At 54.8% G+C, this 22,591-nt stretch carries 22 protein-coding genes; 16 read left to right on the top strand and 6 right to left on the bottom strand.

Annotation, left to right across the window (positions count from 1 at the left end):
* The first annotated feature begins 2 nt into the window (after nt 1-2).
* The gene (locus VH86_RS14235; RefSeq protein ID WP_045833270.1) at nt 3-410 is read left to right on the top strand and encodes a DUF2000 family protein; all 408 of its coding nucleotides are present in this window, start codon (nt 3-5) and stop codon (nt 408-410) included.
* 27 nt (nt 411-437) lie between these two features.
* Here VH86_RS14235 and VH86_RS14240 read toward each other — a convergent pair whose 3' ends face one another.
* Together VH86_RS14240 and VH86_RS14245 are read right to left on the bottom strand one after the other, a co-directional pair.
* Nucleotides 438-1,781 carry an amidase gene (locus VH86_RS14240; protein WP_045833271.1) on the bottom strand — a complete coding sequence of 448 codons (1,344 nt, stop codon included), beginning with the start codon at nt 1,779-1,781 and terminating at the stop codon, nt 438-440.
* Between the two features lie 4 nt (nt 1,782-1,785).
* Nucleotides 1,786-2,607, bottom strand: a complete 822-nt coding sequence (locus VH86_RS14245; RefSeq protein WP_045833272.1) for an MBL fold metallo-hydrolase — start codon at nt 2,605-2,607, stop codon at nt 1,786-1,788.
* A gap of 102 nt (nt 2,608-2,709) precedes the next feature.
* On the opposite strand from VH86_RS14245, the gene VH86_RS14250 reads away from it, so the two are divergent.
* Nucleotides 2,710-3,633: a LysR family transcriptional regulator gene (locus VH86_RS14250; RefSeq protein WP_045833273.1), complete on the top strand. Its 924-nt coding sequence runs from the start codon at nt 2,710-2,712 to the stop codon at nt 3,631-3,633.
* A 90-nt stretch (nt 3,634-3,723) separates the two neighbouring features.
* Here VH86_RS14250 and VH86_RS14255 read toward each other — a convergent pair whose 3' ends face one another.
* Nucleotides 3,724-4,404: an SDR family NAD(P)-dependent oxidoreductase gene (locus VH86_RS14255; RefSeq protein ID WP_045833274.1), complete on the bottom strand. Its 681-nt coding sequence runs from the start codon at nt 4,402-4,404 to the stop codon at nt 3,724-3,726.
* A 133-nt stretch (nt 4,405-4,537) separates the two neighbouring features.
* Here VH86_RS14255 and VH86_RS14260 point away from each other — a divergent pair, with 133 nt between their 5' ends.
* Nucleotides 4,538-5,458 (top strand): LysR family transcriptional regulator, encoded by a 921-nt coding sequence (locus VH86_RS14260; protein ID WP_045833275.1) that lies wholly within the window; start codon nt 4,538-4,540, stop codon nt 5,456-5,458.
* Here the strand turns inward: VH86_RS14260 and VH86_RS14265 are convergent.
* A complete protein-coding gene (locus VH86_RS14265; protein WP_045833276.1) occupies nt 5,433-6,716 on the bottom strand; it encodes a histidine-type phosphatase in 1,284 nt (427 codons plus the stop codon). The two genes, VH86_RS14260 and VH86_RS14265, sit on opposite strands and share 26 nt — an antisense overlap.
* Before the next feature lie 60 nt (nt 6,717-6,776).
* Nucleotides 6,777-7,811 (bottom strand): LacI family DNA-binding transcriptional regulator, encoded by a 1,035-nt coding sequence (locus VH86_RS14270; RefSeq protein WP_045833277.1) that lies wholly within the window; start codon nt 7,809-7,811, stop codon nt 6,777-6,779.
* A 215-nt stretch (nt 7,812-8,026) separates the two neighbouring features.
* Here VH86_RS14270 and VH86_RS14275 point away from each other — a divergent pair, with 215 nt between their 5' ends.
* The 5 genes from VH86_RS14275 to VH86_RS14295 all read left to right on the top strand — a co-directional run bounded on the left by VH86_RS14275 (nt 8,027) and on the right by VH86_RS14295 (nt 14,228).
* Nucleotides 8,027-9,055, top strand: coding sequence for an ABC transporter substrate-binding protein (locus tag VH86_RS14275; protein WP_045833278.1), 1,029 nt, complete (start codon nt 8,027-8,029; stop codon nt 9,053-9,055).
* 118 nt (nt 9,056-9,173) lie between these two features.
* Complete coding sequence (locus VH86_RS14280) at nt 9,174-11,396, top strand: iron ABC transporter permease (protein ID WP_045833279.1); 2,223 nt, start codon at nt 9,174-9,176, stop codon at nt 11,394-11,396.
* Entirely contained in the window at nt 11,393-12,454 is a 1,062-nt protein-coding gene (locus VH86_RS14285) for an ABC transporter ATP-binding protein (RefSeq protein WP_045833280.1), read from the top strand. Before VH86_RS14280 ends, VH86_RS14285 begins: the two co-directional genes overlap by 4 nt.
* Before the next feature lie 14 nt (nt 12,455-12,468).
* Nucleotides 12,469-13,269, top strand: coding sequence for an inositol monophosphatase family protein (locus VH86_RS14290; protein WP_045833281.1), 801 nt, complete (start codon nt 12,469-12,471; stop codon nt 13,267-13,269).
* A gap of 158 nt (nt 13,270-13,427) precedes the next feature.
* Nucleotides 13,428-14,228: an AraC family transcriptional regulator gene (locus VH86_RS14295; protein ID WP_045833282.1), complete on the top strand. Its 801-nt coding sequence runs from the start codon at nt 13,428-13,430 to the stop codon at nt 14,226-14,228.
* Here the strand turns inward: VH86_RS14295 and VH86_RS14300 are convergent.
* The gene (locus VH86_RS14300; RefSeq protein ID WP_045833283.1) at nt 14,199-14,837 is read right to left on the bottom strand and encodes a LysE family translocator; all 639 of its coding nucleotides are present in this window, start codon (nt 14,835-14,837) and stop codon (nt 14,199-14,201) included. The two genes, VH86_RS14295 and VH86_RS14300, sit on opposite strands and share 30 nt — an antisense overlap.
* Nucleotides 14,838-15,032: 195 nt before the next feature.
* On the opposite strand from VH86_RS14300, the gene VH86_RS14305 reads away from it, so the two are divergent.
* The 8 genes from VH86_RS14305 (at nt 15,033) to VH86_RS14340 (ending at nt 22,559) form a co-directional block, all read left to right on the top strand.
* Nucleotides 15,033-15,890, top strand: coding sequence for a MurR/RpiR family transcriptional regulator (locus VH86_RS14305; protein ID WP_045833284.1), 858 nt, complete (start codon nt 15,033-15,035; stop codon nt 15,888-15,890).
* Between the two features lie 128 nt (nt 15,891-16,018).
* The gene (locus VH86_RS14310; protein ID WP_045833285.1) at nt 16,019-17,347 is read left to right on the top strand and encodes an aspartate aminotransferase family protein; all 1,329 of its coding nucleotides are present in this window, start codon (nt 16,019-16,021) and stop codon (nt 17,345-17,347) included.
* Nucleotides 17,344-17,898, top strand: coding sequence for a carboxymuconolactone decarboxylase family protein (locus tag VH86_RS14315; protein WP_197080219.1), 555 nt, complete (start codon nt 17,344-17,346; stop codon nt 17,896-17,898). Before VH86_RS14310 ends, VH86_RS14315 begins: the two co-directional genes overlap by 4 nt.
* 129 nt (nt 17,899-18,027) lie before the next feature.
* Nucleotides 18,028-18,780 (top strand): glutamine ABC transporter substrate-binding protein GlnH, encoded by a 753-nt coding sequence (gene glnH / locus VH86_RS14320; RefSeq protein WP_045833286.1) that lies wholly within the window; start codon nt 18,028-18,030, stop codon nt 18,778-18,780.
* Nucleotides 18,781-18,831: 51 nt separating this feature from the next.
* Nucleotides 18,832-19,488, top strand: a complete 657-nt coding sequence (glnP, locus tag VH86_RS14325) for a glutamine ABC transporter permease GlnP (RefSeq protein ID WP_045816687.1) — start codon at nt 18,832-18,834, stop codon at nt 19,486-19,488.
* Between the two features lie 2 nt (nt 19,489-19,490).
* On the top strand, nt 19,491-20,213 hold the full coding sequence (gene glnQ / locus VH86_RS14330; protein WP_045833321.1) for a glutamine ABC transporter ATP-binding protein GlnQ: 723 nt from the start codon (nt 19,491-19,493) through the stop codon (nt 20,211-20,213).
* Between the two features lie 21 nt (nt 20,214-20,234).
* The gene (locus VH86_RS14335; RefSeq protein ID WP_045833322.1) at nt 20,235-21,254 is read left to right on the top strand and encodes an acyl-CoA--6-aminopenicillanic acid acyl-transferase; all 1,020 of its coding nucleotides are present in this window, start codon (nt 20,235-20,237) and stop codon (nt 21,252-21,254) included.
* 195 nt (nt 21,255-21,449) lie between these two features.
* On the top strand, nt 21,450-22,559 hold the full coding sequence (locus VH86_RS14340) for a lactonase family protein (RefSeq protein ID WP_045833287.1): 1,110 nt from the start codon (nt 21,450-21,452) through the stop codon (nt 22,557-22,559).
* Nucleotides 22,560-22,591 lie beyond the last annotated feature (32 nt).

A 22,591-nucleotide genomic window follows, 5' to 3' on the forward strand; every position in this document is an offset into this window, starting at 1 on the left:
AGATGTTTGATACCAAAATCGCCCTGATTGTTCGTGATGATTTAGCCACCTGGCAGCGCCTGAATGTGGTGGCCTTTCTCGCCACCGGCATTGCTTCTGCCGCGCCTGACATGATGGGCGAACCCTACGTGGATGCGAAGGGGCGCCAATATGGCAATATGGCAGGCCAGCCGATGCTGGTGTTTGCGGGTGATGTCACGGGATTACAACGGGCTCATCGCCAGGGTTTGGAACGGGAGTTGACGGTGATCCCGTATGTGGAAGCGATGTTCGCCACCGGGCATGATGCCGCCAACCGCGAGGTATTTATGGCTGAAGATGCCGACAACCTGAACCTGGTCGGCATCGCGATTCGTGGGCCAAAGAAAGCAGTGGATAAGGCGATTAAAGGGCTGTCACTGCACGGATAAATGCGGTCGCCCCAAGCGGCGACGCTTTTATTTATTCAGCGATATGCGCAGCTCGATGGCTTCAGCTGCGCGCAGCAACAAATCTTCCCGACCTCGCAGCGCCAGCAATTCGACACCAATCGGCACCCCGTCATCACTCAGGCCAGCCGGAATCGAAATCGCTGGCGCGCCAGTCACCGCTGAAACCAGCGCATTGCTGCCTTCCTGCATCTCACCCTGTTTGACTGGGGGACTGCGCACCACCGGGTAGGCCAGCAGGTTAATGTTGTGCTGGTCGAACATCGCCACCAGCTGCTGATAAAGATCGCGCTGACGTTGCTGCACCTGAGCATAAGCTTCGCTAGCCGTACCTGGATGAACTGCGCGGGTCTTAAACACGGTTTCGAGCTGGGGATGATACAACCCGGACGCGGCGATCTCAGGCAAGGAATGGAACTGTGCCTGGGGTTTATCGGCTAAATACTCCGCCAGCGCTTCAGCAAATTCATAGCCGATGATATTGGCATCAGCCGCTAACGTCTCTAATTCTGGCCAGCTCAGTGCTGCGGGTGCGAACCCGGCGACGGCGGCTTGTACCGCCTGGTTAATCTCATCTTCATCGGCGGCGAATCCTTCCTGCCAGATACCGACCCGCAAGGCTTCTCCCTCAATAGCAAACGTCTTGCCGCTGAGTATTTCGCTGGCGATGCGCAGATCGGCCGTGCTGCGCACCAGCGGGCCGGGGATATCCTGACTGGGTGACAGCGGCACAATTCCGGCCGTGCTAAGCGCACCGCGCGTCATGCGTAAACCCAACAGACCATTGAACGCGGCGGGAATACGCACCGAACCTGCCGTGTCACTGCCGATGGCGAGCGGCACATAACCGGCGGCAACGGCAACCGCGGAACCGCTACTTGAACCGCCTGGTGAACGTCCTTGCTGCCAGAAATTGTGGGTAAAGCCGCTCAGTGATGAGGCGCCAGTAATGCCCGCTGCCAGTTCATGCATCGCCGTTTTGCCGATCAAAATCGCGCCTTGATGGCGCAGTGTGGTGACCAGCGGAGCATCGTTATCAGCGATGACGCCGCGCAACATCACCGAGCCCGCGCTGGTGGGCCAGCCCCGGACTTCAATATTGTCTTTAATCAGCACCGGTACGCCGTCCAGCGGACCCCACGCCTCACCACGTTGACGGCGTTTATCACTCTGTTCTGCTGCTGCACGCGCCTCATCAGCAAACAGCCAGGTGATGGCGTTGTAGCGCGGCTGGTCTGCCTCGCCAATGCGCTGTAGGGCGTAGTCGGCCAGCTGGCGCGCGGTGACTTCGCCGCGTTGCAGTGCCTGGTTTAAGTCGCTCAGCGACGCGGTGAGATAGTCAGCGTATTGCATCCGGTCAATCCTCGAGTGGACTCCATTGCCCATCAGACGCAACGCGCCCAACAGAACGGCTATGAAAATGGGAACTGAACCAGATTGCCTGATGTTGCTGGCACCAGTCTATAACGCGTTGACGCGAGGCCATCGCGAGTGGGAGGTTTTCACAGAACAGCGAGTTCCAGTGTGGGTGTTGAAATTGCACCGGATGGTGCATGACATCACCCGGGAATATCGCATACTCGCCCTGGCTCTCCAGCACAATCGACGCGTGATCGATGCTGTGACCCGGTGTGGGAATGTAGCGCAGCACCCCGGCGAACAGCGGGGAATCCGTTACATTGATGGTCTGCAACTGGCCGCGTTCGAGCAGCGGCAGAATACTGTCGCGATACAATTCCTGATGGGCGGGGTTGTCCTGACAGTGCTGCAATTCCACCGCCGAGCACACATAACGCGCGTTGGGGAACAGGGGTTGCCACTCACCTTCCACCCAGTGCGTATTCCAGCCAACGTGATCGGTATGGATGTGCGTCATCAATACCAGCGTCACTTCAGCAGGATCAACGCCCGCCCGTGCCAGATTCTCGACATAAGGCGTATTCAGCAGATGGAATAACGGTTTGTTATCCCGATTGCGCCCATTGCCGGTTGCGGTATCAATCAGGATGGTGTGTTCAGCGGTGCGCACCAGCCAACTGTGAATCGAGACCTCCGCAGGCTGTTCGGCAAAGGCGTCACTCATCTCACTGCGATGTGCTTTAAATAACGCACCGAATGGAAAGGCTGCGCGCTGTTCTGTGATTTTTTCAACCTGGCACTCGCCCACCTGAATCTTCATGTTGTGCTCCACTTGATAGAAGACGCGCTCAACGGCGTCCGTGACAGTCAGTTGAAAGTCACTATACTGAGGCGCAGATCATTATTTAAATCGATTAAAATCATGAACAACATCAATGAAAATGATTTCTCTCGCGTCGATCTTAATCTGCTGATTGTGTTGATGGTGATGTACGAGGTACGCAGCGTCACGCAGGCCGCCAATCGCCTCTATCTGGGTCAGCCAGCCGTGAGTGCTGCGCTGAAAAGGTTGCGCGAGATGTTTAAGGATGCGCTGTTTATCCGCACATCACAGGGCATGACGCCAACGCCACGCGCGGCACAATTAGTAGAGCAGTTCGCACCGCTGATGCAGGATCTGCATCGGGTGATCTTCACGCCGGATGCGTTTGATGCGCAGCATGATAACCGTCGTTTTCGTATCGGCATCAGCGATTGGCTGGAACAGTGGTTGATGCCTGATTTGTTAGCGGAACTCGCCACCGACGCGCCCGGTGTGGATATTCATGTCGTTGCTGCCGATCCCTGGCAGGCGATTCCATTAATGGAGCAGCAGCAGGCGGATGTGGTAATCACCGTCGGGAATGAAGTGAGTCGTGACTTAACTCGCGAGAAAATCGGCCCGGCGGGTTTTCGCACTGTGTGGAGCCGCCAGCAAATTGCACTGGAACGCCTTACGCTGGCGCAGTTTGTCCGTCATCAGCATGCGCTGGTCTCTTATCGCGGTGCCAGCGAAAGTGCCCTTGACCATGCTCTGCAGCGCCTGGGAAAATCCAGACGTGTACGCTATGTCACGCCGCACTTTTCCAGCTTACCGCTGCTACTCCAGCAGATGCCGCTGTTCGCCACGGTACCGCAGGGGCTGGCTCCCGCGTGGTGCCAACGCTATGGCTTAAATGCTGCGCCGGTGCCGGTTGAAATGCCGGATTATGAGCTGTCTTTATTGTGGCACAACGCGCAGCAAGACGATCCGGCAAACCGCTGGCTGCGGGGGATTTTGCGAAATCTTCTGCAGCGGAAGATATAATCTGGCTCACAGCTCACAGCTCACAGCTCACAGCTCACAGCTCACAGCTCACAGCTCACAGCCTTCCGCATACGGTGCGTCCCTTTGACTTCACCACGGCACGATGCGACCCAGATAATCGAGATAATGCAGCCCGGTGCGACCCGCATACGCCTCCACAGTGTTGAGCAGGTTCGGGATACTTTCGTCGATGGTCAGGCGAGCTTCCGGCCCGCCCATATCGGTTTGCACCCAACCCGGCGCCATCAACAGCAATGTACGCGCATCCTGATGACGGGCGGCAAAGCTGCGCATAAACATGTTCAAGGCTGCTTTGCTACCGCGATACACCTCGTAGTTGCCATTGGTGTTATTGGTCAGACTGCCCTGACCGGAAGACATCACGGCAATCGTGCCGCTGATGCTGACCCGATCTTTGAATGTCTCGATCACGCGTAATGGGCTGAGCGCGTTGGTCACCATCACACGGGTGAACTCCTCGGTTGAAACATCGGCGATGGTTTCCCGATCGTCATTTTTCACCCCGGCATTGACGAACAACATGTCAAACTCCCTCCCGGTCAGGCGTTGATGCAGGGCGTGAACCTGGTCGGGTGCTGTAATATCCACCGTTTCCACCGTCAGCTGTTGCGGATAGCGTGCAGCCAGTTGCACCAGTTTATCGGTAGAATGGGCTCGCCCGGTGGCCACAACCTGATAGCCTCGCTGCAGCATGGTTTCTGCCAGTGCGAATCCCAGCCCGCGTGATGCGCCAATCAATAATGTTTTCATCATTTGTTCCTCAGTAAGCGTTGATGGGGAAAGTCTAGCGCGTGACAAGGGGAGGCGGAACACGCAGCCTATGCAGTGATAACCTGCATCAAACGCCTTGTTATGCAGCGTGACATCCAGCAGGATATTGAACATGAACACCACCGATCTGAATTTACTCACGGCACTCGACGCGCTGCTCACCACGGGCAGCGTGGTGGGCGCGGCACGCCAGCTCAACCTGAGCGAATCCGCGATGAGCCGTACGCTGGGCCGCCTGCGCAAGGTGACGGGCGATGCGTTATTGGTACGCGCCGGCCGGCAGATGGTGCTGACCCCTTATGCAGAAGCGATACGAGAACGGACGCAGCGTACGTTGCGGGAAGCGCATGCTGTGCTCAGCCCGGATGCTGAAACGCTGGATTTGGCACAGCTGAATCGCTGTTTCAGGCTGCGCACCAATGAAGGCTTTGTTGAAGCGTTTGGCAGCGCGCTGATTGCGGCTGTGACCGCGCAGGCACCGAATGTCGAGTTGGTCTTTGTGGCAAAACCGGAGAAAAGCGATCGTGAGTTGCGTGATGGCAGCATCGATATAGAGATTGGCGTGCTCGGCAATATGGGGCCTGAAATCCGCTTGCAGGCGCTGTTTCGCGATCGTTTTGTCGGCGTGGTGCGTGCGGGCCATCCTTTGACACAGCAGATGGACATCAACCAATTGGCCCGATTTGGCCACATTGTGGCGTCTCGTCGAGAAGAGCGGGGTGGACCAATCTGTGAGGCGATTGAGCACGCCGGATTGCAGCGCAAGATTGTCGCTGTCGTGCCCGCGTTCTCCGCCGCCGTGGCGTTGGTGGTGAATTCGGATTGGGTGGCGCTGGTACCTCGTTCGCTGGTTGAGCATCACCCATTGATCGTGCACAGCCAGGCGTTGGTGATGCTTGCGTTGCCCTTTACCACGCCAGAAATGACAGTGTCACAAATGTGGCATCCACGACTGGAAAATGATGCCGCGCATCGCTGGTTGCGCGGCGTGGTGAAACAGGTGTGCGTTATGGCGCGTAACTCACCGGCGTAATGGCAGTGGGATCAAGCTGCTGACCCAATACCGCTAACGTGGATGCCATTGGACAGAGCGTGCCGATCCCGGTGACCCGACAATCTGGCGCTCGCCACTCTTCACGCAGCAGCGGGTGCGATTGATCCACGGAGTGCAGATTACGCAGATCGTCGAGGCTTTGTGCCTGGAAATAAACATGCAGCCAATGCTTGCCGCTCTGCTTATCGCGCCAGCGTTCAAACACCAGGCTGCTGCCGGGGGGAATGTTGCCGCGCGTATAGCCCGGCAAAGTCCAGGTGAAGCCCATCAAAGTGCGCACCATCGCGATATTGGTGTCATGTGCGACGAACAGCAGCCAGCGTGCATCCGGCACGGCATCTGAAACAGGGCTGACACCCTGTTCAACACCCTGAATCATTTCATTCAGCAGAATGGAGCCACGCTTTTTCGCCGTATACAGCACGTCGTTACTGAGATCGTAATTAGCGGTTAACAATGGTAATACAGCGGTAATCTGCGCGGAGTGGGTGATATTGCCCCAGGCCAGTTGATCTGCCGGCAGGTTCTCACTCCAGCCCAGACGCAACGTCTCCACCATGTTGGCAAGGACACTCAATCCCTGCACATAGGTCTTGCCGCTCTTGCTCTGCTTGATCTGCCACGGATTGTCAAAGAACGAGCAATCGCTGCCTGGCTGACAGACAGCACTCTTTAATGCCTGCACAGCAGGTTGTAGCGTCTGCTGGCGAGCCACCAGATCCCCCGTCGTTGCTGTTACGGCGGCAAGTTGTTGTGCCGGATCGGTATCGGTAGCCGGAAAGGCTTCGGTCTGGAACAGGGGATCATCTTCACCCGCCACGTGATGCACGGTTACGCCACAGCCTGGAAAGGCACCATCCATCAGCGCCTGGGCAGTGGCGCGGGTGCGTTGCAACGGGCTGGCGCGAACATACACCTCCTGTGCCTGTGGACAGCCTGACGTCAATAAACCCAGCTGACGATAGTGATCGCCTTCCCAACGTCCCTTGTTCACGACGGCAGCGTAGCCGTGCCCGGTCAACTCGCCATCGTGTGTGGTCCAGATTGTCCACGGGCGCTGAGTCGCTGCTTCAATCTCTTTACGGTTGCCAGGCGTGGGTGGGCGAATACCATGACGGCTCAATTCCACCACCTTTTCCAGTTGATACTGCGCTTCCGCGTGCGCCGGTAGGGCGCTTAACCAGGACGCACCGGCAATCAACAGGTTGGCGGCAAACAGATTTCTACGAAGGTTCATCGTGATCCTTATATGAAAATAGGGCGCTTATGCACAACCGGATGAGATAACACGCTGTTCTTAGGCACCGCGCACGGATCCACGCCACACCACATCGGCCTGGTACAGCAAGCTGTCATGCTGTTGCTCAGTTTGCGGAGTAAAGCCGGTCTCATCGGCCTCGGTTTGCATCAGCCAGTTCACGGCATCGCGTGCAAATTGCTCAACCGGCTGGGCAAAGGTGGTGAGATGGTAAGAAGACCAACCCGCTTGCGCGATATTGTCGTAGCCGATCAGACATAAGTCCTCGGGCACGCGCAGGGCAAAACGGTGGCGTGCTTCATCCATAAATCCACAAGCAACCAGGTCGGTCACGCAAAACACGGCGTCGGGTCGTTGATGCTGAGTCAGCAATCGGTGGGCCAGAATCTGCCCGCTTTCGTAAGAGGTGGAGCCAAAGCGCTCAACGGTAACCGTCATCCCAATGCGCTGCGCTTCGGCAACAAACGCCGCTTCGCGTTTCATCAGGCTGGGTGTGCCCGCCAGGGAGTTAGCGAAGGCGAGGTGTTGACAGCCGGCGCGCTGAAACGCCATCACCGCTGTGGCAGCGGCTCGTTGTGCATCCAGATTGATGCTGAGTGAACCGGGTAATGCTTCATCGCGGTTAATCAAAATGATGCGCTGACCATGCTGATAACACTGGCGCGTGATGGTGCGATCCGGCATACCGGAAAGGATGATCGAGGCGTCCGCACGGAAGTTAATCGCCTGCTGTAACGCGGCTGACACGCTGTTGTCGGAACGATCCGTATTGATCAGCATGGCAATTTTTCCCGCTTCCTGCAGGAACTGGGTCAGCCAGCGCACCAGGCTGGCGCGATAGGGTGTGGCGATTTCCGAGACAATCAAGCACACAATTCCACTGCGATTACGCACCAGACCGCGCGCCAGATGGTTGACGTGATAGCCCAGTTCTTGCGCGGCTTTCATGACGCGGATTCGCATGGCAGGGGACACGCTGGCACCCGGTGTAAACACGCGTGATACCGCTGAGCGTGATACGCCAGCGCGTTCTGCCACATCCTGCGCACTGACCACGGTTTTCTCACTCTGCATGCTTAACTCCTGCGCAAACATCGGTTGAAAAAGAGTCTGCCTCAAATTGCAAAGCTGTGCAAACCGTTCGGGATCTAATTTGTTGCATTTTTGTGACACAACCTGTCAATTGCATTGCAAGCTGTTTGACAGCTGTTTTTTTGTTCATTACTACTTTGCACAGATGTGCAAAAAGGTGCCGGTGAAGCACCACCCTACAATCCAAGGAGAACACCATGCGAGCTACCTCAATCGCCGTCGCACTATCCCTCTCTTGTACAGCACTGCCCTTTGCTGCCTCTGCGGCGGGCAATCTCAACATGGTATGTTCCGCTGACGTGGTGGTGTGTGAGCATATGACACGCATCTTCAGCCAGAGCCATCCGGATATCAAAGTCAGTATGGTGCGTTTGTCGGCGGGGGAAGCGTATGCGCGTTTGCGCAGCGAAGCGCGTAATCCGCGTACCGATATCTGGTGGGCTGGAACCGGCGATCCGCATATGCAGGCGGCCGATGAGGGGTTAACGCAAGTGTATAAATCACCGCTGCTTGACCAGCAGCAGGATTGGGCACAAAAACAGGCTGAAAACTCGGGCTATCGCACGGTGGGAATTTACGCGGGAGCACTGGGCTGGGGCTATAACACCAAACTGTTAGCTGATAAAAAACTGAAAGAACCCCTCTGCTGGAAGGACTTGCTGGATCCCGGTTTTAAGGGGGAAATCCAAATCGCCAACCCTAACTCTTCCGGTACCGCCTACAACACGCTGGCCACCCTGGTGCAAATCATGGGGGAAGATCAGGCCTTCGACTACCTGAAAAAACTCAATGCCAACGTCTCGCAATACACCAAGTCTGGCTCTGCACCGGTAAAAGCCACGGCGCGAGGTGAAACCACGGTCGGTATCGTGTTCATGCATGATGCCGTTGCAATGCAGGTGGATGGCTTCCCGATCAAAACCGTGGCGCCCTGTGAAGGTACAGGCTATGAGATTGGCTCAATGTCGATTGTGAAAGGGGCACGCAACCTGGCGAATGCCAAAGTCTGGTACGACTGGGCGCTCAGCGCAGAGGCGCAGTCTCATATGAAGGAAGCGAAATCCTTCCAGCTGCCGTCAAATCGTTACGCAGAAGTCTCGGAATACGCCCCGCGCTTCGAGAACATCAAGCTGATCGATTACGACTTCAAAACTTATGGCGACTCAGCCAAACGCAAAGCGCTCCTCAGCCGCTGGGATAAAGAGATTGGTGCCAGCGCACAGTGATGGCCTGACTACGTGAACCCGCGCCACACCCTGCGAGATCCTCTCCTTGCCGTGGCGCCTTTCAACACATCATTCCACTGCGAGCCGGAGAGCCAGACTCTCCCTCTTGAGGTGTTTTATGCATGCAAATAATCGTCGGCTTACCGGCGCACTGTTGATCGGCCTGGCATCACTACTCTTGCTGCCTTGGTACAGCCTGGAAGCCGGCTTTTTTGATGGCGGCTGGCTGTTCAATCTGTGGAGCGACCCAGCCAATGCACCCGCCTTATGGCAGGTCAGCTCACATCCGTGGCTGGCGATTGCGCTGACCTTGTTCGCGCTGTGTGCCGCGTGTGGATTACTTCCATCTGGCGCGCGCAGCCGCCTGATGCTGTTATTTAGCGCACTGGGCGTCATTTTTCTGGTGATTGAAGGCCATGCCATAGGTTACAGCGGCTGGAGTTGGCTGTGGCTGGAAAATCGCTTCGGGCCACTGGATCAGGGCCAACCGGCGATGGGCGCGGGTGCGTTGCTGATGCTGACCACCTTTTTACTGCTGTTCTCTTTTGCGCTGGCCGAGCGGGGCGTGCTGAAAGGCGATGCCTTTGTGGTGGCCTCCCTGGTATTACTGACCGCGCTGGTCAGCATATTTGTGCTCTATCCGGTACTCAGCATGTTTGTGGTATCGGTACAGGATGTTGATGGCAGTTTTAAACCCGACGGACTGATCAGCAACATTCAGGACCCTTCGATCTGGAGTCTGGCCTGTCTGAAAGGCGGCACCTGCGGCACCGCCTGGCGTACGCTGTGGCTGGCGCTGATGACGGCCTCTGGTTCAACGTTATTGGGGCTGGCCTTTGCGCTGGCCGCCACGCGCACGCCACTGCCCTGTAAAAAAGCGCTGCGTATGCTGACCATTTTGCCGATTATCACGCCGCCGTTTGTCATTGGTCTGGCGCTGATTCTGCTGTTTGGCCGTTCAGGCGTGGTCACGGAATATCTGGCGGCACTGTTTGGCATCGAACCCGGAAGATGGCTGTATGGTTTAACCGGCATCTGGATTGCGCAGGTGCTGTCATTCACGCCTATCGCGTTTCTGGTGCTGATTGGTGTGGTCGAGGGGGTAAGCCCCTCACTGGAAGAAGCCTCACAAACGCTGCGCGCTAACCGCTGGCGCACCTTTAGTCGTATTTCTCTGCCGTTAATGGCGCCCGGCCTGGCCAACGCTTTCCTGATCAGCTTTATCGAAAGCATGGCTGATTTTGGTAACCCGATGGTGCTGGGTGGCAGTCACGGTGTGCTCTCCACCGAAATCTTCTTCTCGGTAGTAGGAGCGCAGAATGATCCCAGTCGGGCGGCGGTGCTGGCGATGATTTTACTCAGTTTCACTCTGGCGGCGTTCGTACTGCAGCGTTGGTGGTTGGGCGGCAAAAACTTCGCCACCGTCACCGGTAAGGGCGATGGTGGCAAACATGGTCAACTGCCCAGACTGTTACGCTACGGCGTGTACGGCATGGTGATTCCGTGGGGGCTCTTCACGTTGGTGATTTACGGCATGATCGTCGTCGGTGGGTTTGTGCAGTCATGGGGGCTAAATGACGCCCTCACTGTCGAGCATTATGTGCGGGCCTTCCGTGTCAGCGTCAGTGACGGGCATCTGTTGTGGACCGGCGTGGCGTGGAACTCGTTCTGGACCACGCTGGAGATTGCACTGATTGCTGCGCCGCTCACCGCGATTGTCGGCTTGCTCACCGCCTGGCTGATTGTGCGGCAGAAGTTTGCCGGCCGTCAGACGTTTGAATTCTTGCTGATGCTGAGTTTCGCTATTCCGGGCACGGTGATCGGTGTGAGCTATGTGATGGCCTACAACCTGCCGCCGCTGGAGATCACCGGTACGGCTCTGATTCTGATTGCCTGCTTTGTGTTTCGTAATATGCCGGTGGGGGTGCGCGGGGGCATTGCGGCCATGAGCCAACTGGATAAAAGCCTTGATGAAGCCTCACTGACGCTGGGTGCCAACAGTTTCCGCACGCTGCGCAAAGTGGTGTTGCCGTTGCTCAAACCGGCGATCAGCGCCGCGTTAGTGTATGCCTTCGTTCGCGCTATTACTTCCATTAGTGCCGTGATCTTCCTTGTCAGTGCGCAGTACAACATGGCGACCTCCTACATTGTCGGGCTGGTGGAAAACGGTGAGTACGGCGTGGCGATTGCTTACTCCACTGTATTGATTGTGGTGATGCTGCTGATCATTGGCGTGTTTCAGTGGCTGGTCGGTGAGCGAAAACTGCGCCGCGCTGCCCGCCCTGTTGATATCGCCATGCAGCCTTCTTCAACTTCGTTAACTCAGGAGAGAACCGTATGACCAGTATCAATGCGGGTTCCGTGGTATTTGAGCATGTCACCAAACGTTTTGCGGGTTTCAACGCCTTGCCGGATCTGTCGCTGACGGTGGAACCCGGTACGCTGGTCACGCTGCTTGGCCCCTCTGGCTGCGGCAAAACCACCACACTGCGCTTGCTGGCGGGGTTGGAACATCCCACCTCCGGGCGCATTCTGATTGGCGGTAAAGATGTGACGCATCTGCCTGCCAACGAGCGCGATGTGGCAATGGTGTTCCAGTCTTACGCGCTGTTTCCGCATATGAGCGCCCTCGACAACATTATGTATGGGCTTCAGTCCTCGGGAATGAACAAGCGAGAAGCGCTGGATCGTGCCCGCGAAGGGTTGAAATTGGTTGGGCTGGAAAACCAGGGGCAACGATTGCCATCCGAGCTTTCAGGCGGTCAGCAACAGCGCATCGCCGTGGCGCGTGCACTGGTGCTGGAACCCCAGGTGCTACTGCTGGATGAGCCGTTATCTAACCTCGATGAACGTTTGCGCCGCCGTGTCCGTACAGATATTCGTGAATTACAACAAAGACTTGGCTTTACTGCCGTCTACGTCACGCACGATCAGGAAGAAGCGCTGGCGGTGTCTGATAAAATTATTGTCATGAAAGAGGGGGATATTGCCCAGCAGGGCGCACCTGAAAGCCTCTACCACGCGCCGAATTCGGTGTTCATCGCTGATTTTATGGGGGAAGCCAACATCCTGCCGTGCGAAGTCGAGCAGGTGGAGGGCAACGATGCGCTGGTGCGGCTGGGAAATCTGCGTTATCGCGTGCGCGGTAACGGCGTGCCAACCGGCGCGGCCCAATTGTCGGTGCGTCCACAGTTTATTACGTTGCATAGCGATGGGCAGGGAGCCTTGCAAGGCGAAGTGACCCACAGCACATGGCTGGGTGATCACATCGAATATGAAGTGGCCACGCCGCTCGGTTCCTTGTTTATCGTTGATGCGCAGATGGAGCAGCGTCTGCCGCTGGCTGCTGCCGTGGCGATTGATTTTAAACCTCAGGGATTAGCCCTGATTGCCGGTTAATGTAAGGACAGATAATGAGTGACACCGTAAATGACGCACTGCTATCACGTTTGATTTTGGCAGAGAAAGTGGCACGCGCAGGGGGCGAAAAGGCGCTGGAGTATTTCCATCATCGCGACACGCTGGTGGTCGAGACCAAGTATGACCTGCAGGATGTGGTGTCGCGCGCTGACCGCGAAGTCGAGCAGATGATCGACCAGCAGATTCGCGATCAGTTTGCCGATGACGGTATTCTGGGGGAAGAGTACGGATTGCAGGAAGGCACATCGGGATACACCTGGGTGGTGGATCCGATTGATGGCACCAGCCCGTTCCTCAATGGCATGCCTAACTGGTGCGTGTCAGTGGCGGTACTGCATGACGGCGTGCCGGTGATTGGCGTGATTTTTGCCCCCACTTATCAGGAGTGCTATGTGGCGGCGCTGGGGCAAGGCGCGACTTTAAATGGTCGCCGCTTGCAGGTTGATCCAAGCCGCACGCTACAAAACCATGTCACAGGCTTTGGTGCTAACAGCCACGTTAGCCCTGCTGAAGTGGGTAAAATTCTGGCCTCATTGCTGGAAGCCGGGGGTAACTTCATCCGTATCGGTTCCGGCGCATTAATGCTGGCGTGGGTGGCGGCGGGTCGGGTGGTGGGCTACTACGAACCCTATATGCACGCATGGGATTGCCTGGCGGGTTATTGTCTGGTGAAAGAGGCAGGCGGGTGGTATCACCCGTTTAATACCGAAGGTGAACGTTTGCTGAAAGGCGCTCAGGTGCTGGCGGTAGCGCCTGGGGCTGAAGCTGATTTGAAACGGATTGCGGGAATTTAAACGCTGCCTTCTTTGTCGGGAGCCGTTGTTGCTACGCCGCTCCCGGCAAACACTTTAAAACGCCACTAAAGCTAATCAGTCCGCAACAAACCGGTAGCATTGCAATTCAAAACTGGCGATGCTGTTATAACGCATCATCCTATTCACCAGAGCATCATGTGTCCCTCTCCTCATCTGAATGGTTCAGCCGCAATGGCATTGAATGTTCGCTCGTTAACGCCACTGGCAGCCGCTTTCCGCGTCATCTGCATGACGAATATGTGATTTGCGCTAATCTCAGCGGGCGTGAAGAGATTTGGCTCGATGGCAAGGTCTCTGACGTGTTTGCCGGGCAGGTGACGATTTATAATCCCGTCGCGGTTCAATCATCTTTGTTCAGCAATGATCCGGTGAGTTTTATCAGCATCCACTTGCCGCAGGCGATCTTAACCGAAATGTTTGGCAGCACCGCTGCGCCAGCTTTGCGCGAAGGAGTGTTCCAGGACGCGCGATTGTTTCAAGCGATCACTGAATTCGACCAGGCCGCGCGCGCAGGAGATGAGTTACTGCTGGAACAACAGTTGCTGTGGCTGTGTGGTGAACTCCTCGACGACAAAGAGAGCGTGCATCAGGGGGAAGTGCAGATTATCGAGCAGGTGAAGCAGTTTCTTGGTGAACACTTGCACGAGAAGCCGCAACTGGATGCGCTGGCGCAACGGGCGGGGCTGAGTAAATATCATCTGGTGCGCCGTTTTACCCAGCTCACCGGGCTGCCGCCGCTGCAATATCATATGCAACTGCGGCTACAGCAGGCGCGGGAACTGTTGCGTCGTCGGATACATCCGCAGGAAGCCGCGCTGCAACTCGGTTTTTACGATCAGAGCCACTTCATTAATGCCTTTCGCAAAGTGATGGGTACCACGCCACACCATTACGCCCAGCAAATTGCTTCAGCCCAGCACAAACTCCCGATAGCCTGACACCATCACATAGGCGGCGAAGTAACAGAAGATCAGTGCGGAGGCGAGGTAAGAGTATTTCAACAGGCGCTGACCCAGCAGCTTACCGCCCATGCTGCCTACCAGGCACAGCACACAAGTCCAGACCACTCCCGCGATAAAGAATCCGCCGAGGAAAGAGGAGGTGGCCTTGACGCTGCCGTGCCCCATACGAGCAATCAGTGCGCCGCCCACGCTGGCAAACCACAAAATCGCGGTGGGCGATGACATCGCCAGCACGACGCCTCGACTAAACTCGCGCAACAATGAGCGATAAGGCTGTTGCTCTGCGGTAGGTAACGGCGCGTCTTTACGCAGTGCGGCGATCAGCATTTTACCCGCGAACCACAGCAGTAAAACTCCGCCACCAATCCACAACACCCAGCGTACCGCGGTAAACTGCAATACCACTGCCATGCCTGCCAGCGCCAGCAGCGCATAAATCAGGTCGCCAATACAGGTGCCTATTCCCAGCCAAAAGCCGTGAAAATAGCCGCGCTGCATCGCGAGGGTAATCATGGCGATATTGGCCAATCCAATATCAAGGCACAGCGATAAACTCAGCAAAAAGCCATTTGAAAACTGCAGCATAGCAACGAGCCTGTCCTTATTTTTTTCTGTGGGCGTGATTAAACCACGGCAAGGATCAACTGTATTGGAAAGAATTGCGCCTTCGTGGCTGCTCTACCGGGGAGATAGCAACATGAGGAATCGTCATCGCGCCTGGTTTTCTCATCGTTGCAATTATGGTTATATGCATCCATCTGCCATCAACGACCAAACGTTATGAATCTTCGGGAAAAAATTGTCAGTCAGTTCAGTGAGCTGTCACCGGAACTGCAGCGCGCCGCCGAATTCGCACTGCAAAACGCCAATCAACTGGTGGTGCAATCGATGCGCGCATTTGCGGTGGAAGCCGGCGTCAAACCCGCAACCCTGTTACGCCTGGCGCAACGTTTGGGCTATCAAGGCTGGGGCGAACTGAAAGATGCTTTTATTGATGATATCGGCCTGCGTAATGATACATACGTATCCAAAGCCGAAAAACTGATTGCGAAAGGCACCCAGCCGCAGCTGTATGATGAGGTGTTCAACGCGCATCAGGCCAATCTGGCCTACACGCAAAACGAAAACCAGTCAGAAATGGAGCAGGCTGTCGCTTTACTCGATGCCGCTGACAACGTTTACATCTGTGGTTTTCGTGCCAGTTTTCCCATCGCCTGGTCACTGTTTTATGTTTACCGACTCTTCAATCGCCAGGTCTCACTGATTGATGGCCTTGCCAGCAATATTGAAGTGTTTACCCGTGAACTCACCGAGCAGGATTGCGTGCTGCTGACCAGCTTTGCGCCTTATTCCCGCGAGTCATTGGATGTGCTGCACGCCGCGCAGCAGGCTGGCGCGAAGATTATCGCGATTACCGATTCACCGGTTTCCCCGCTGGCACAGGCCGCCGACTGCACCCTGTTATTCTCTATCGACAGCCCGTCGTTCTTCCCTTCTGTGGTCTCTGGCATGGGGCTGGCAGAGTGCTTACTGGCAATGCTGGTGGCGCGCCATGGCCGTGATGCCGTGCATAAAATCGAAAATGCCGAACGCTATCTGATCGAATCGGGCGCTTATGTGGTGCCAGGCAAATCCTGATAAATGATTCATTTGCATCCGTCATAAGAAAATAGAATGCATGTGAATCATTATTGCGTTGACGTGATCCAAATGAATCCTGCAAGATGCGCTTAATGACCGTCGCGTATTCAGGAGCAGTACCCAGTATGAGCCACATTATTCACCGCAGTTTGCGTAGCACGCCCGCCGTAGCCGCACGCGCCGAAGGGGCGTACATCTTCGATAAACAAGGAAAGCCGTATCTTGATGCCTGCGGTGGTGCCGCCGTTTCCTGCTTAGGCCATGCACATCCTGATGTGTTAGCGGCCATGCATCGTCAAATTGACCAACTGGCTTACGCTCACACCAGCTTCTTCACTAGCGATACCGTAGAACAGCTTGCCGAACAGCTGACGCGCACGGCGCCTGGCGATCTCAACTATACCTATTTCGTGTCCGGCGGCTCGGAAGCCGTGGAAACCGCGCTGAAATTAGCACGTCAGTATTTCGTTGAAATCGGCCAACCGTCACGCACCAAATTTATTGCGCGCAAACAGAGCTATCACGGCAATACGCTGGGCGCGCTGGCCGTCGGCGGCAATGAGTGGCGTCGTCGTCAGTTTGCCCCGTTACTGATCGACGTGATTCGCGTGTCAGCCTGTAATGAATATCGCGATCGTCGTGCTGATGAAACACAACAGCAATACACCACACGTCTGATCAATGAACTGGAACAGGCGATCATTGATGCAGGCCCTGAAACTATTATTGGCTTCTGTGCTGAAACGGTGGTGGGGGCCACCACCGGCGCGACACCGCCAACGCCGGGCTATCTGAAAGGCGTGCGCGCGCTGTGTGATAAATACGGCATCCTGTATATCGCTGATGAAGTGATGTGCGGTATGGGCCGCACCGGGACGTTGCACGCCTTTGAACAAGATGATGTGGTGCCGGATTTGGTCACTATCGCCAAAGGGTTGGGCGGGGGTTATCAGCCAATTGGCGCCGTGTTGGCCAGTGAAAAGATCGTTTCAGCACTCCAGTCGGGCAGTGGTCTTTTCCAGCATGGTCATACTTACATCTGCCACGCGACGGCGGCTTCAGCGGCATTGGCGGTGCAGCAGGTTATTGAACGCGATAACCTGCTGGATGCCGTGAAGCAGCAGGGCGCTTACCTGCAAAATGCACTGCGTGAAGTGCTCGGAGCAATACCCCATGTGGGTGACACGCGTGGACGCGGCTTATTTGCAGGCGTGGAGCTGGTGCGTGATAAAGAGAGTAAAACCCCGTTCGATCCCGCGCTGAAATTGCATGCCGGTATCAAAGCCAACTGCATGGCTCGCGGCCTGATGGTCTATCCGATGGGCGGCACGATTGACGGGCAGTATGGCGATCATATCCTGATTGCACCGCCCTTTATCATCACCCCTAGCCAGCTCGATTTTGTGGTGGATACGCTGGCCACTGTTATTCTCGAAGAGATCAGTAAATTATGATCAATCGTTTGCCGCCGCTGGCGGAGCATGAGTGGGATGAGCAGCAACGTCCACTGGCAGAAGAGATCATAAACGGGCCACGTGGTGCGCTGCTTCCACCCTTTGAACCTCTACTGCGCAGTCCGGAGTTGATGGCGCACGCGCAGCGCATGGGGGAATACCTGCGTTACCGGAGTGCGCTCGGTCAGCGCTTATCGGAACTGGCGATTCTTATGACCGCCCGGCACTGGTCGCAGCCGGTGGAGTGGGCGATTCATGCGCCCATCGCCCGTGAAAAGGGCATATCCGCCGCTGCCGTACAGGCCATTAATGAAAAACGTCTGCCCGATGACTTGCTGACCGATGAGTGGGTGATCTACCACTTTTGTCAGCAGCTGCATCAACAGCAAAAAGTCTCTGACGCCACCTGGCAACAAGCCATCGATTTATGGGGCGAAAAGGGCGTGGTCGATCTAATTGGCATCAATGGTTATTACAGTTTCCTCTCGATGATCATGAACGGCGCACAGACGCCGGTACCCGAAACACGGGATGTTATTATCCCGGCATAAGCCGTCGTTTTTATCAGGGCGTGATCGGATGCGCCCTGAATATCAAATGGATTTATCTTCTTACTCCCGCCGAAATATTTCGCTGGGTGACATTTATCGCACACTATTTCACTGACGCTGAGGGTTATTATGTCTGCATTATTCTCTAAATTAAAAGTTACGTTAGCATTGGTTGCTTGTTCAGCCAGTTTTGTTGCAGCAGCACAAGATAAATTAACCGTCGGTGTGGATACCGCATTTGTACCGTTTGAATTTAAACAAGGCGACAAGTATGTAGGCTTTGATATCGATTTATGGGATGCCATTGCTAAGAAAATGCACGTCAGCTACGAATTACGCCCAATGGATTTTGGTGGTTTAATTCCTGGCTTGCAATCGCGTAATCTGGATGTGGCAATGGCGGGCATTACCATTACCGATGCGCGTAAACAAGTTGTCGATTTCAGTGAAGGATATTATGACGCCGATTTATTGATGGCGGTGAAAAGCGCTGATAATTCCATCACTAAATTTAGCGATTTATCTGGCAAAAAAGTGGGCCTGAAGCAAGGCACAGCCGCTGCCAGCTTTATGAAAAGCAAATATAAAGCAAACTACGTCGAATTTCCGAACATCGATAATGCCTATCTTGATCTGCAAGCCGGCAACCTCGACGCCGTGGTGCATGACTCACCTAACGTGCTCTATTACGTGAAAACGGCAGGCGATGGCAAAGTGAAGTCCACCGGTGAAACCGATAGCATTTTGCCACAGCAGTATGGCTTTGCGATGCAGAAGAACAGCAGCTTAACGCCAAAAGTGAATGCTGCGTTGCAGGCACTGCGCGCGGATGGCACCTATAACAAAATCTACGTGAAATGGTTTGCTAAGCAGCCAAAATAATCCCGCCAGGCCGGTGAGAATCGGCCTCGTTTCGCTTTTACGGGTTGAAAGATGAATTTCGAAAGTAAATATATTTGGGAGTCCCTGCCACTGCTGTTACAGGGATTACAGTTAACGCTGATTATTTCGCTATCAGGATTGCTGGGTGGTTTTATTATTGGTTTGTTGGCGGGCACCTGTCGTGCATTGGGCGGTAGAATATCAAAAACACTCTCACTGATTTTCGTTGAGTTAATTCGCGGAACGCCGATTATGGTGCAGGTGATGTTCATTTATTTTGCACTGCCGATGGTCATGCCGATCCGTATCGATCCGGTCACGGCTGCGATTGTGACCATTGTCATTAACTCTGGCGCCTATATTGCGGAGATTACACGCGGTGCGATTCTTTCCATTAATAAAGGTTTTAAAGAAGCCAGCCTGGCCATGGGATTATCACAACGCAGTACCGTATGGCACGTTATCATGCCGCTGGCGCTACGTCGTATGATCCCCGCGTTGGGTAATCAGTGGATTATCAGCATCAAAGACACCTCATTATTTATCGTTATTGGTGTGGCGGAATTAACTCGCCAGGGCCAGGAGATTATTGCCGGTAACTTCCGTGCATTGGAAGTCTGGACAGCAGTGGCAATGATTTATCTGCTGGTGACGTTGTGCCTGAGTTTCCTGTTGAAACAACTGGAGAAAAGGATTCATATTCTATGAGCATGGTTGAATTTAACGCGGTGTCGAAAAATTTCGGCACCACTCAGGTACTGCACGACATCAATTTAAAGATTGAAAGCGGTGAAGTGGTGGTGATTATTGGGCCATCAGGCTCCGGTAAGTCGACGCTGTTACGCTGCATCAATAAACTCGAAGAGATCTCCTCTGGTACGCTGTTGGTGGCAGGCATGCACATTACCGATCCGCACGCCAATGAGTGCGATATTCGCCGCGAGGCGGGTATGGTGTTTCAGCAGTTCCATCTGTTCCCCCATCTCACCGCGTTGGAAAACGTGATGTTTGGTCCAATTCGTGTGCGCAAGCTGAGCAAATCCGCGGCTCGTGAACAGGCGATGGCACTGTTGGATCGTGTGGGTTTGCGTGAGCGCGCCAATCACTATCCTTCCGAACTCTCTGGCGGCCAGCAGCAGCGAGTGGCGATTGCGCGTGCACTGGCCGTCAAGCCGAAGATGATGCTGTTTGATGAACCCACCTCGGCACTGGACCCTGAATTACGTCATGAAGTGCTGAAAGTGATGCGCTCGTTGGCGGATGAAGGCATGACAATGGTGATCGTGACACATGAAATCGGTTTTGCGCGTGATGTGGCCTCACGTCTGATCTTTATTGATGGCGGAACCATTGCCGAAGATGGCCCACCTGATATGCTGCTGACAGCCAGCAGCAATCCGCGTCTGAAAGAATTCTTGCAGCACGTCTCCTGAACAGAAGTGAACGATAACAACATGAAAAAACTCGCAATCCGTGGTTCCGCCTTTGAAATCGGTCAGCAACTGGGTGAATTTGGCCGTGAGGCGTGGCACCAAAAACTGAAGCTCACCACCCTTTGGCAAACGGTGACCGGCATGAAAGACGCCGATCAAACGTTGACCCTGCGCGCGTTGGTCGAGACGCGCTATCCACTGATCTGGCAAGAGCTGGAAGGGCTGGCCTCAGGTTTACAGGCACCGATTGAGGAGGTGTTTGCCTGGAACTGTCGCGGTGACTTAGTGCGTTCAACTTCGGATGGCTGCACTACCGTGGCGGGGCAGCGTGCTGATGGTGTGCTGATCATCGCGCACAATGAAGATGGCTTCCCGCAATTACGAAATGACTGTGCCATCGTGAGCATCCGTCCGGATAGCGGGATGGGGTTTACCAGCTTTGCTTATCCGGGTTCGATTTGCGGTCATACCGTTGCCGTTAATGATCGGGGCGTGGTGAATACGGTGAATAATATTCGTGCGCTGCATCGTCCTGAAGGCGTGCCGCGTCAGATTCTGGCTCGCGCCGCGTTGAATGCGGCCACGCTGGATGAGGCCATCAGCATTCTCACCACATCACCGCGCGCAGGGGCTTTCCATCATACGTTGGGACAAATGGGCGACAGCCGTTTGTTTAGCGTGGAAGCCACGGGTTCGGGTTGCTCGGTGACGCCACTGACCGCAGTGTTTGCCCATGCTAATCATCTGATTCATCCGCAGCTTGATGACGTCGAACAGGTGATTACGGCCAGTTCCGGCTCACGCCAGCAGCGTTTAATGGCATGGCTGGAGACACAAACGCAGCTGGATGGGGATGCAGCTATCGCGATTCTCTCTGACCAGCATGATGCGGAACTGCCGATTTATCGCCTCTCGCCGAACGATCCGGATGAAGAGAACACCCTGGCAACAGCAGTATTTACCTTGCATGCCAAACAGGTTGACTGGCAGATATTTACCTTGAATCGTGATGAGCCAGAATTTAAAGGCACGATTTCCTAAAAACTATTCTGCTATATTGTGAACCCGGTCACCATGGCCGGGCGCTATTCAATTTAATCCCACTATAGTCGTTAAACATTCCGATTATGGTGGGGTACTAAAATGAATAGAAATAAAAAAGCCGCATTCAGCGGTTTAGCATCAAACATAACCGTGGCATTATCGCTAGCTGTTTTTTCACTGGCGGGGAGCGCTATGGCAAATGCCGCGGAACATCATCAAATCGCTTTAGTGGGTACCTGGACGTCAATTCCGGATGCGCCATTAGAGCAAAAACCGGATCACCCTAGCGAAGGATTGTATCGGCTCAAGGTGAATGCTGATGGCACCTTAACGCCACTTGATGTGATCAAAATGAAAAGCCCGTCATGGATTGTAAAATCCAAAGATGGACGCTTTGCTTATACCACCAATGAAGAAAACGCTGGGGCCGTCACCGCACTGTCCGTTGATAAAAACGGTCAGGTGAAGGTGCTGAACGTGGTGGATAGCCATGGCCAGCAGCCGACGCATGCCACCATCAGCCCGGATGGAAAATTCCTGTTTGTCGCCAACTATTCGGTGGCGAAAGGCGGCGCGAGCGTGTCGGTGTTCCCGATTCATCATGACGGTAAACTGGGTGAGCAGGTGCAGCACTTTGCCTTTGATCAGGGCACGGGCGCGGTGAAAGGGCGTCAGGATGGTGGCCACGCGCACTCAACCACCTTTACCCACGACGGCAAATATTTGTACGCTGCCGATCTCGGCGGTGACAAACTCCATGCCTACCGTTATCACGCCACTCAGTCTGAGCCACTGGAAGCGGACAACGCGCGTGACGTAATCTTTACCGCAGGTTCTGGCCCGCGTCATATGGTGTTCTCACCGGATGGCAAACATGCCTATGTCACCACGGAAATGGCCGGTGAGATCGCGGTGTTTACCGTGAAAGATGATCGCCTTGATCGCAGCGCTACTGTGAAACTGAACACTGAAAATAACAGTGCTGAATACCGTAGCGGCGGCGGAATTATTCTTAGTCCGAACGGTAAATATGTGATTGCGGCGAATCGTGGCTCAGATAATAAACTATTGGTGTTTAAAATTGAGACAGATGGCCAGTTAGGCAAGCCGGTCAGTTATAAAGCGAATGGTATCGAACCTCGGGCGTTCTCATTTGATGCCAGCGGAAAATATCTTTATGTCACAAACGTGTTCACCAACAATATTTCTCTATTCCATTTCGATGCGACTAGCGGTGCGCTGAAAGCGGCGGGCGATGCAGCGAAAATATCCACGCCCACGGATATCAAGTTTTTTAATTAAGCCACGAAGTGGGCGCATTGTTTTGCGCCCAC

This window comes from Pantoea sp. BL1, from assembly GCF_000963985.1.
Classification (GTDB): domain Bacteria; phylum Pseudomonadota; class Gammaproteobacteria; order Enterobacterales; family Enterobacteriaceae; genus Pantoea; species Pantoea rwandensis_B.

Excerpts from the sequence above, each read along its gene's own strand:
- VH86_RS14235 (WP_045833270.1), top strand. The coding sequence starts at position 3 with ATGTTTGATACCAAAATCGCCCTGATTGTTCGTGATGATTTAGCCACC.
- VH86_RS14240 (WP_045833271.1), bottom strand. The coding sequence starts at position 1,781 with ATGCAATACGCTGACTATCTCACCGCGTCGCTGAGCGACTTAAACCAG.
- VH86_RS14245 (WP_045833272.1), bottom strand. The coding sequence starts at position 2,607 with ATGAAGATTCAGGTGGGCGAGTGCCAGGTTGAAAAAATCACAGAACAG.
- VH86_RS14250 (WP_045833273.1), top strand. The coding sequence starts at position 2,710 with ATGAACAACATCAATGAAAATGATTTCTCTCGCGTCGATCTTAATCTG.
- VH86_RS14255 (WP_045833274.1), bottom strand. The coding sequence starts at position 4,404 with ATGAAAACATTATTGATTGGCGCATCACGCGGGCTGGGATTCGCACTG.
- VH86_RS14260 (WP_045833275.1), top strand. The coding sequence starts at position 4,538 with ATGAACACCACCGATCTGAATTTACTCACGGCACTCGACGCGCTGCTC.
- VH86_RS14265 (WP_045833276.1), bottom strand. The coding sequence starts at position 6,716 with ATGAACCTTCGTAGAAATCTGTTTGCCGCCAACCTGTTGATTGCCGGT.
- VH86_RS14270 (WP_045833277.1), bottom strand. The coding sequence starts at position 7,811 with ATGCAGAGTGAGAAAACCGTGGTCAGTGCGCAGGATGTGGCAGAACGC.
- VH86_RS14275 (WP_045833278.1), top strand. The coding sequence starts at position 8,027 with ATGCGAGCTACCTCAATCGCCGTCGCACTATCCCTCTCTTGTACAGCA.
- VH86_RS14280 (WP_045833279.1), top strand. The coding sequence starts at position 9,174 with ATGCATGCAAATAATCGTCGGCTTACCGGCGCACTGTTGATCGGCCTG.
- VH86_RS14285 (WP_045833280.1), top strand. The coding sequence starts at position 11,393 with ATGACCAGTATCAATGCGGGTTCCGTGGTATTTGAGCATGTCACCAAA.
- VH86_RS14290 (WP_045833281.1), top strand. The coding sequence starts at position 12,469 with ATGAGTGACACCGTAAATGACGCACTGCTATCACGTTTGATTTTGGCA.
- VH86_RS14300 (WP_045833283.1), bottom strand. The coding sequence starts at position 14,837 with ATGCTGCAGTTTTCAAATGGCTTTTTGCTGAGTTTATCGCTGTGCCTT.
- VH86_RS14305 (WP_045833284.1), top strand. The coding sequence starts at position 15,033 with ATGAATCTTCGGGAAAAAATTGTCAGTCAGTTCAGTGAGCTGTCACCG.
- VH86_RS14310 (WP_045833285.1), top strand. The coding sequence starts at position 16,019 with ATGAGCCACATTATTCACCGCAGTTTGCGTAGCACGCCCGCCGTAGCC.
- VH86_RS14315 (WP_197080219.1), top strand. The coding sequence starts at position 17,344 with ATGATCAATCGTTTGCCGCCGCTGGCGGAGCATGAGTGGGATGAGCAG.
- glnH (WP_045833286.1), top strand. The coding sequence starts at position 18,028 with ATGTCTGCATTATTCTCTAAATTAAAAGTTACGTTAGCATTGGTTGCT.
- glnP (WP_045816687.1), top strand. The coding sequence starts at position 18,832 with ATGAATTTCGAAAGTAAATATATTTGGGAGTCCCTGCCACTGCTGTTA.
- glnQ (WP_045833321.1), top strand. The coding sequence starts at position 19,491 with ATGGTTGAATTTAACGCGGTGTCGAAAAATTTCGGCACCACTCAGGTA.
- VH86_RS14335 (WP_045833322.1), top strand. The coding sequence starts at position 20,235 with ATGAAAAAACTCGCAATCCGTGGTTCCGCCTTTGAAATCGGTCAGCAA.
- VH86_RS14340 (WP_045833287.1), top strand. The coding sequence starts at position 21,450 with ATGGCAAATGCCGCGGAACATCATCAAATCGCTTTAGTGGGTACCTGG.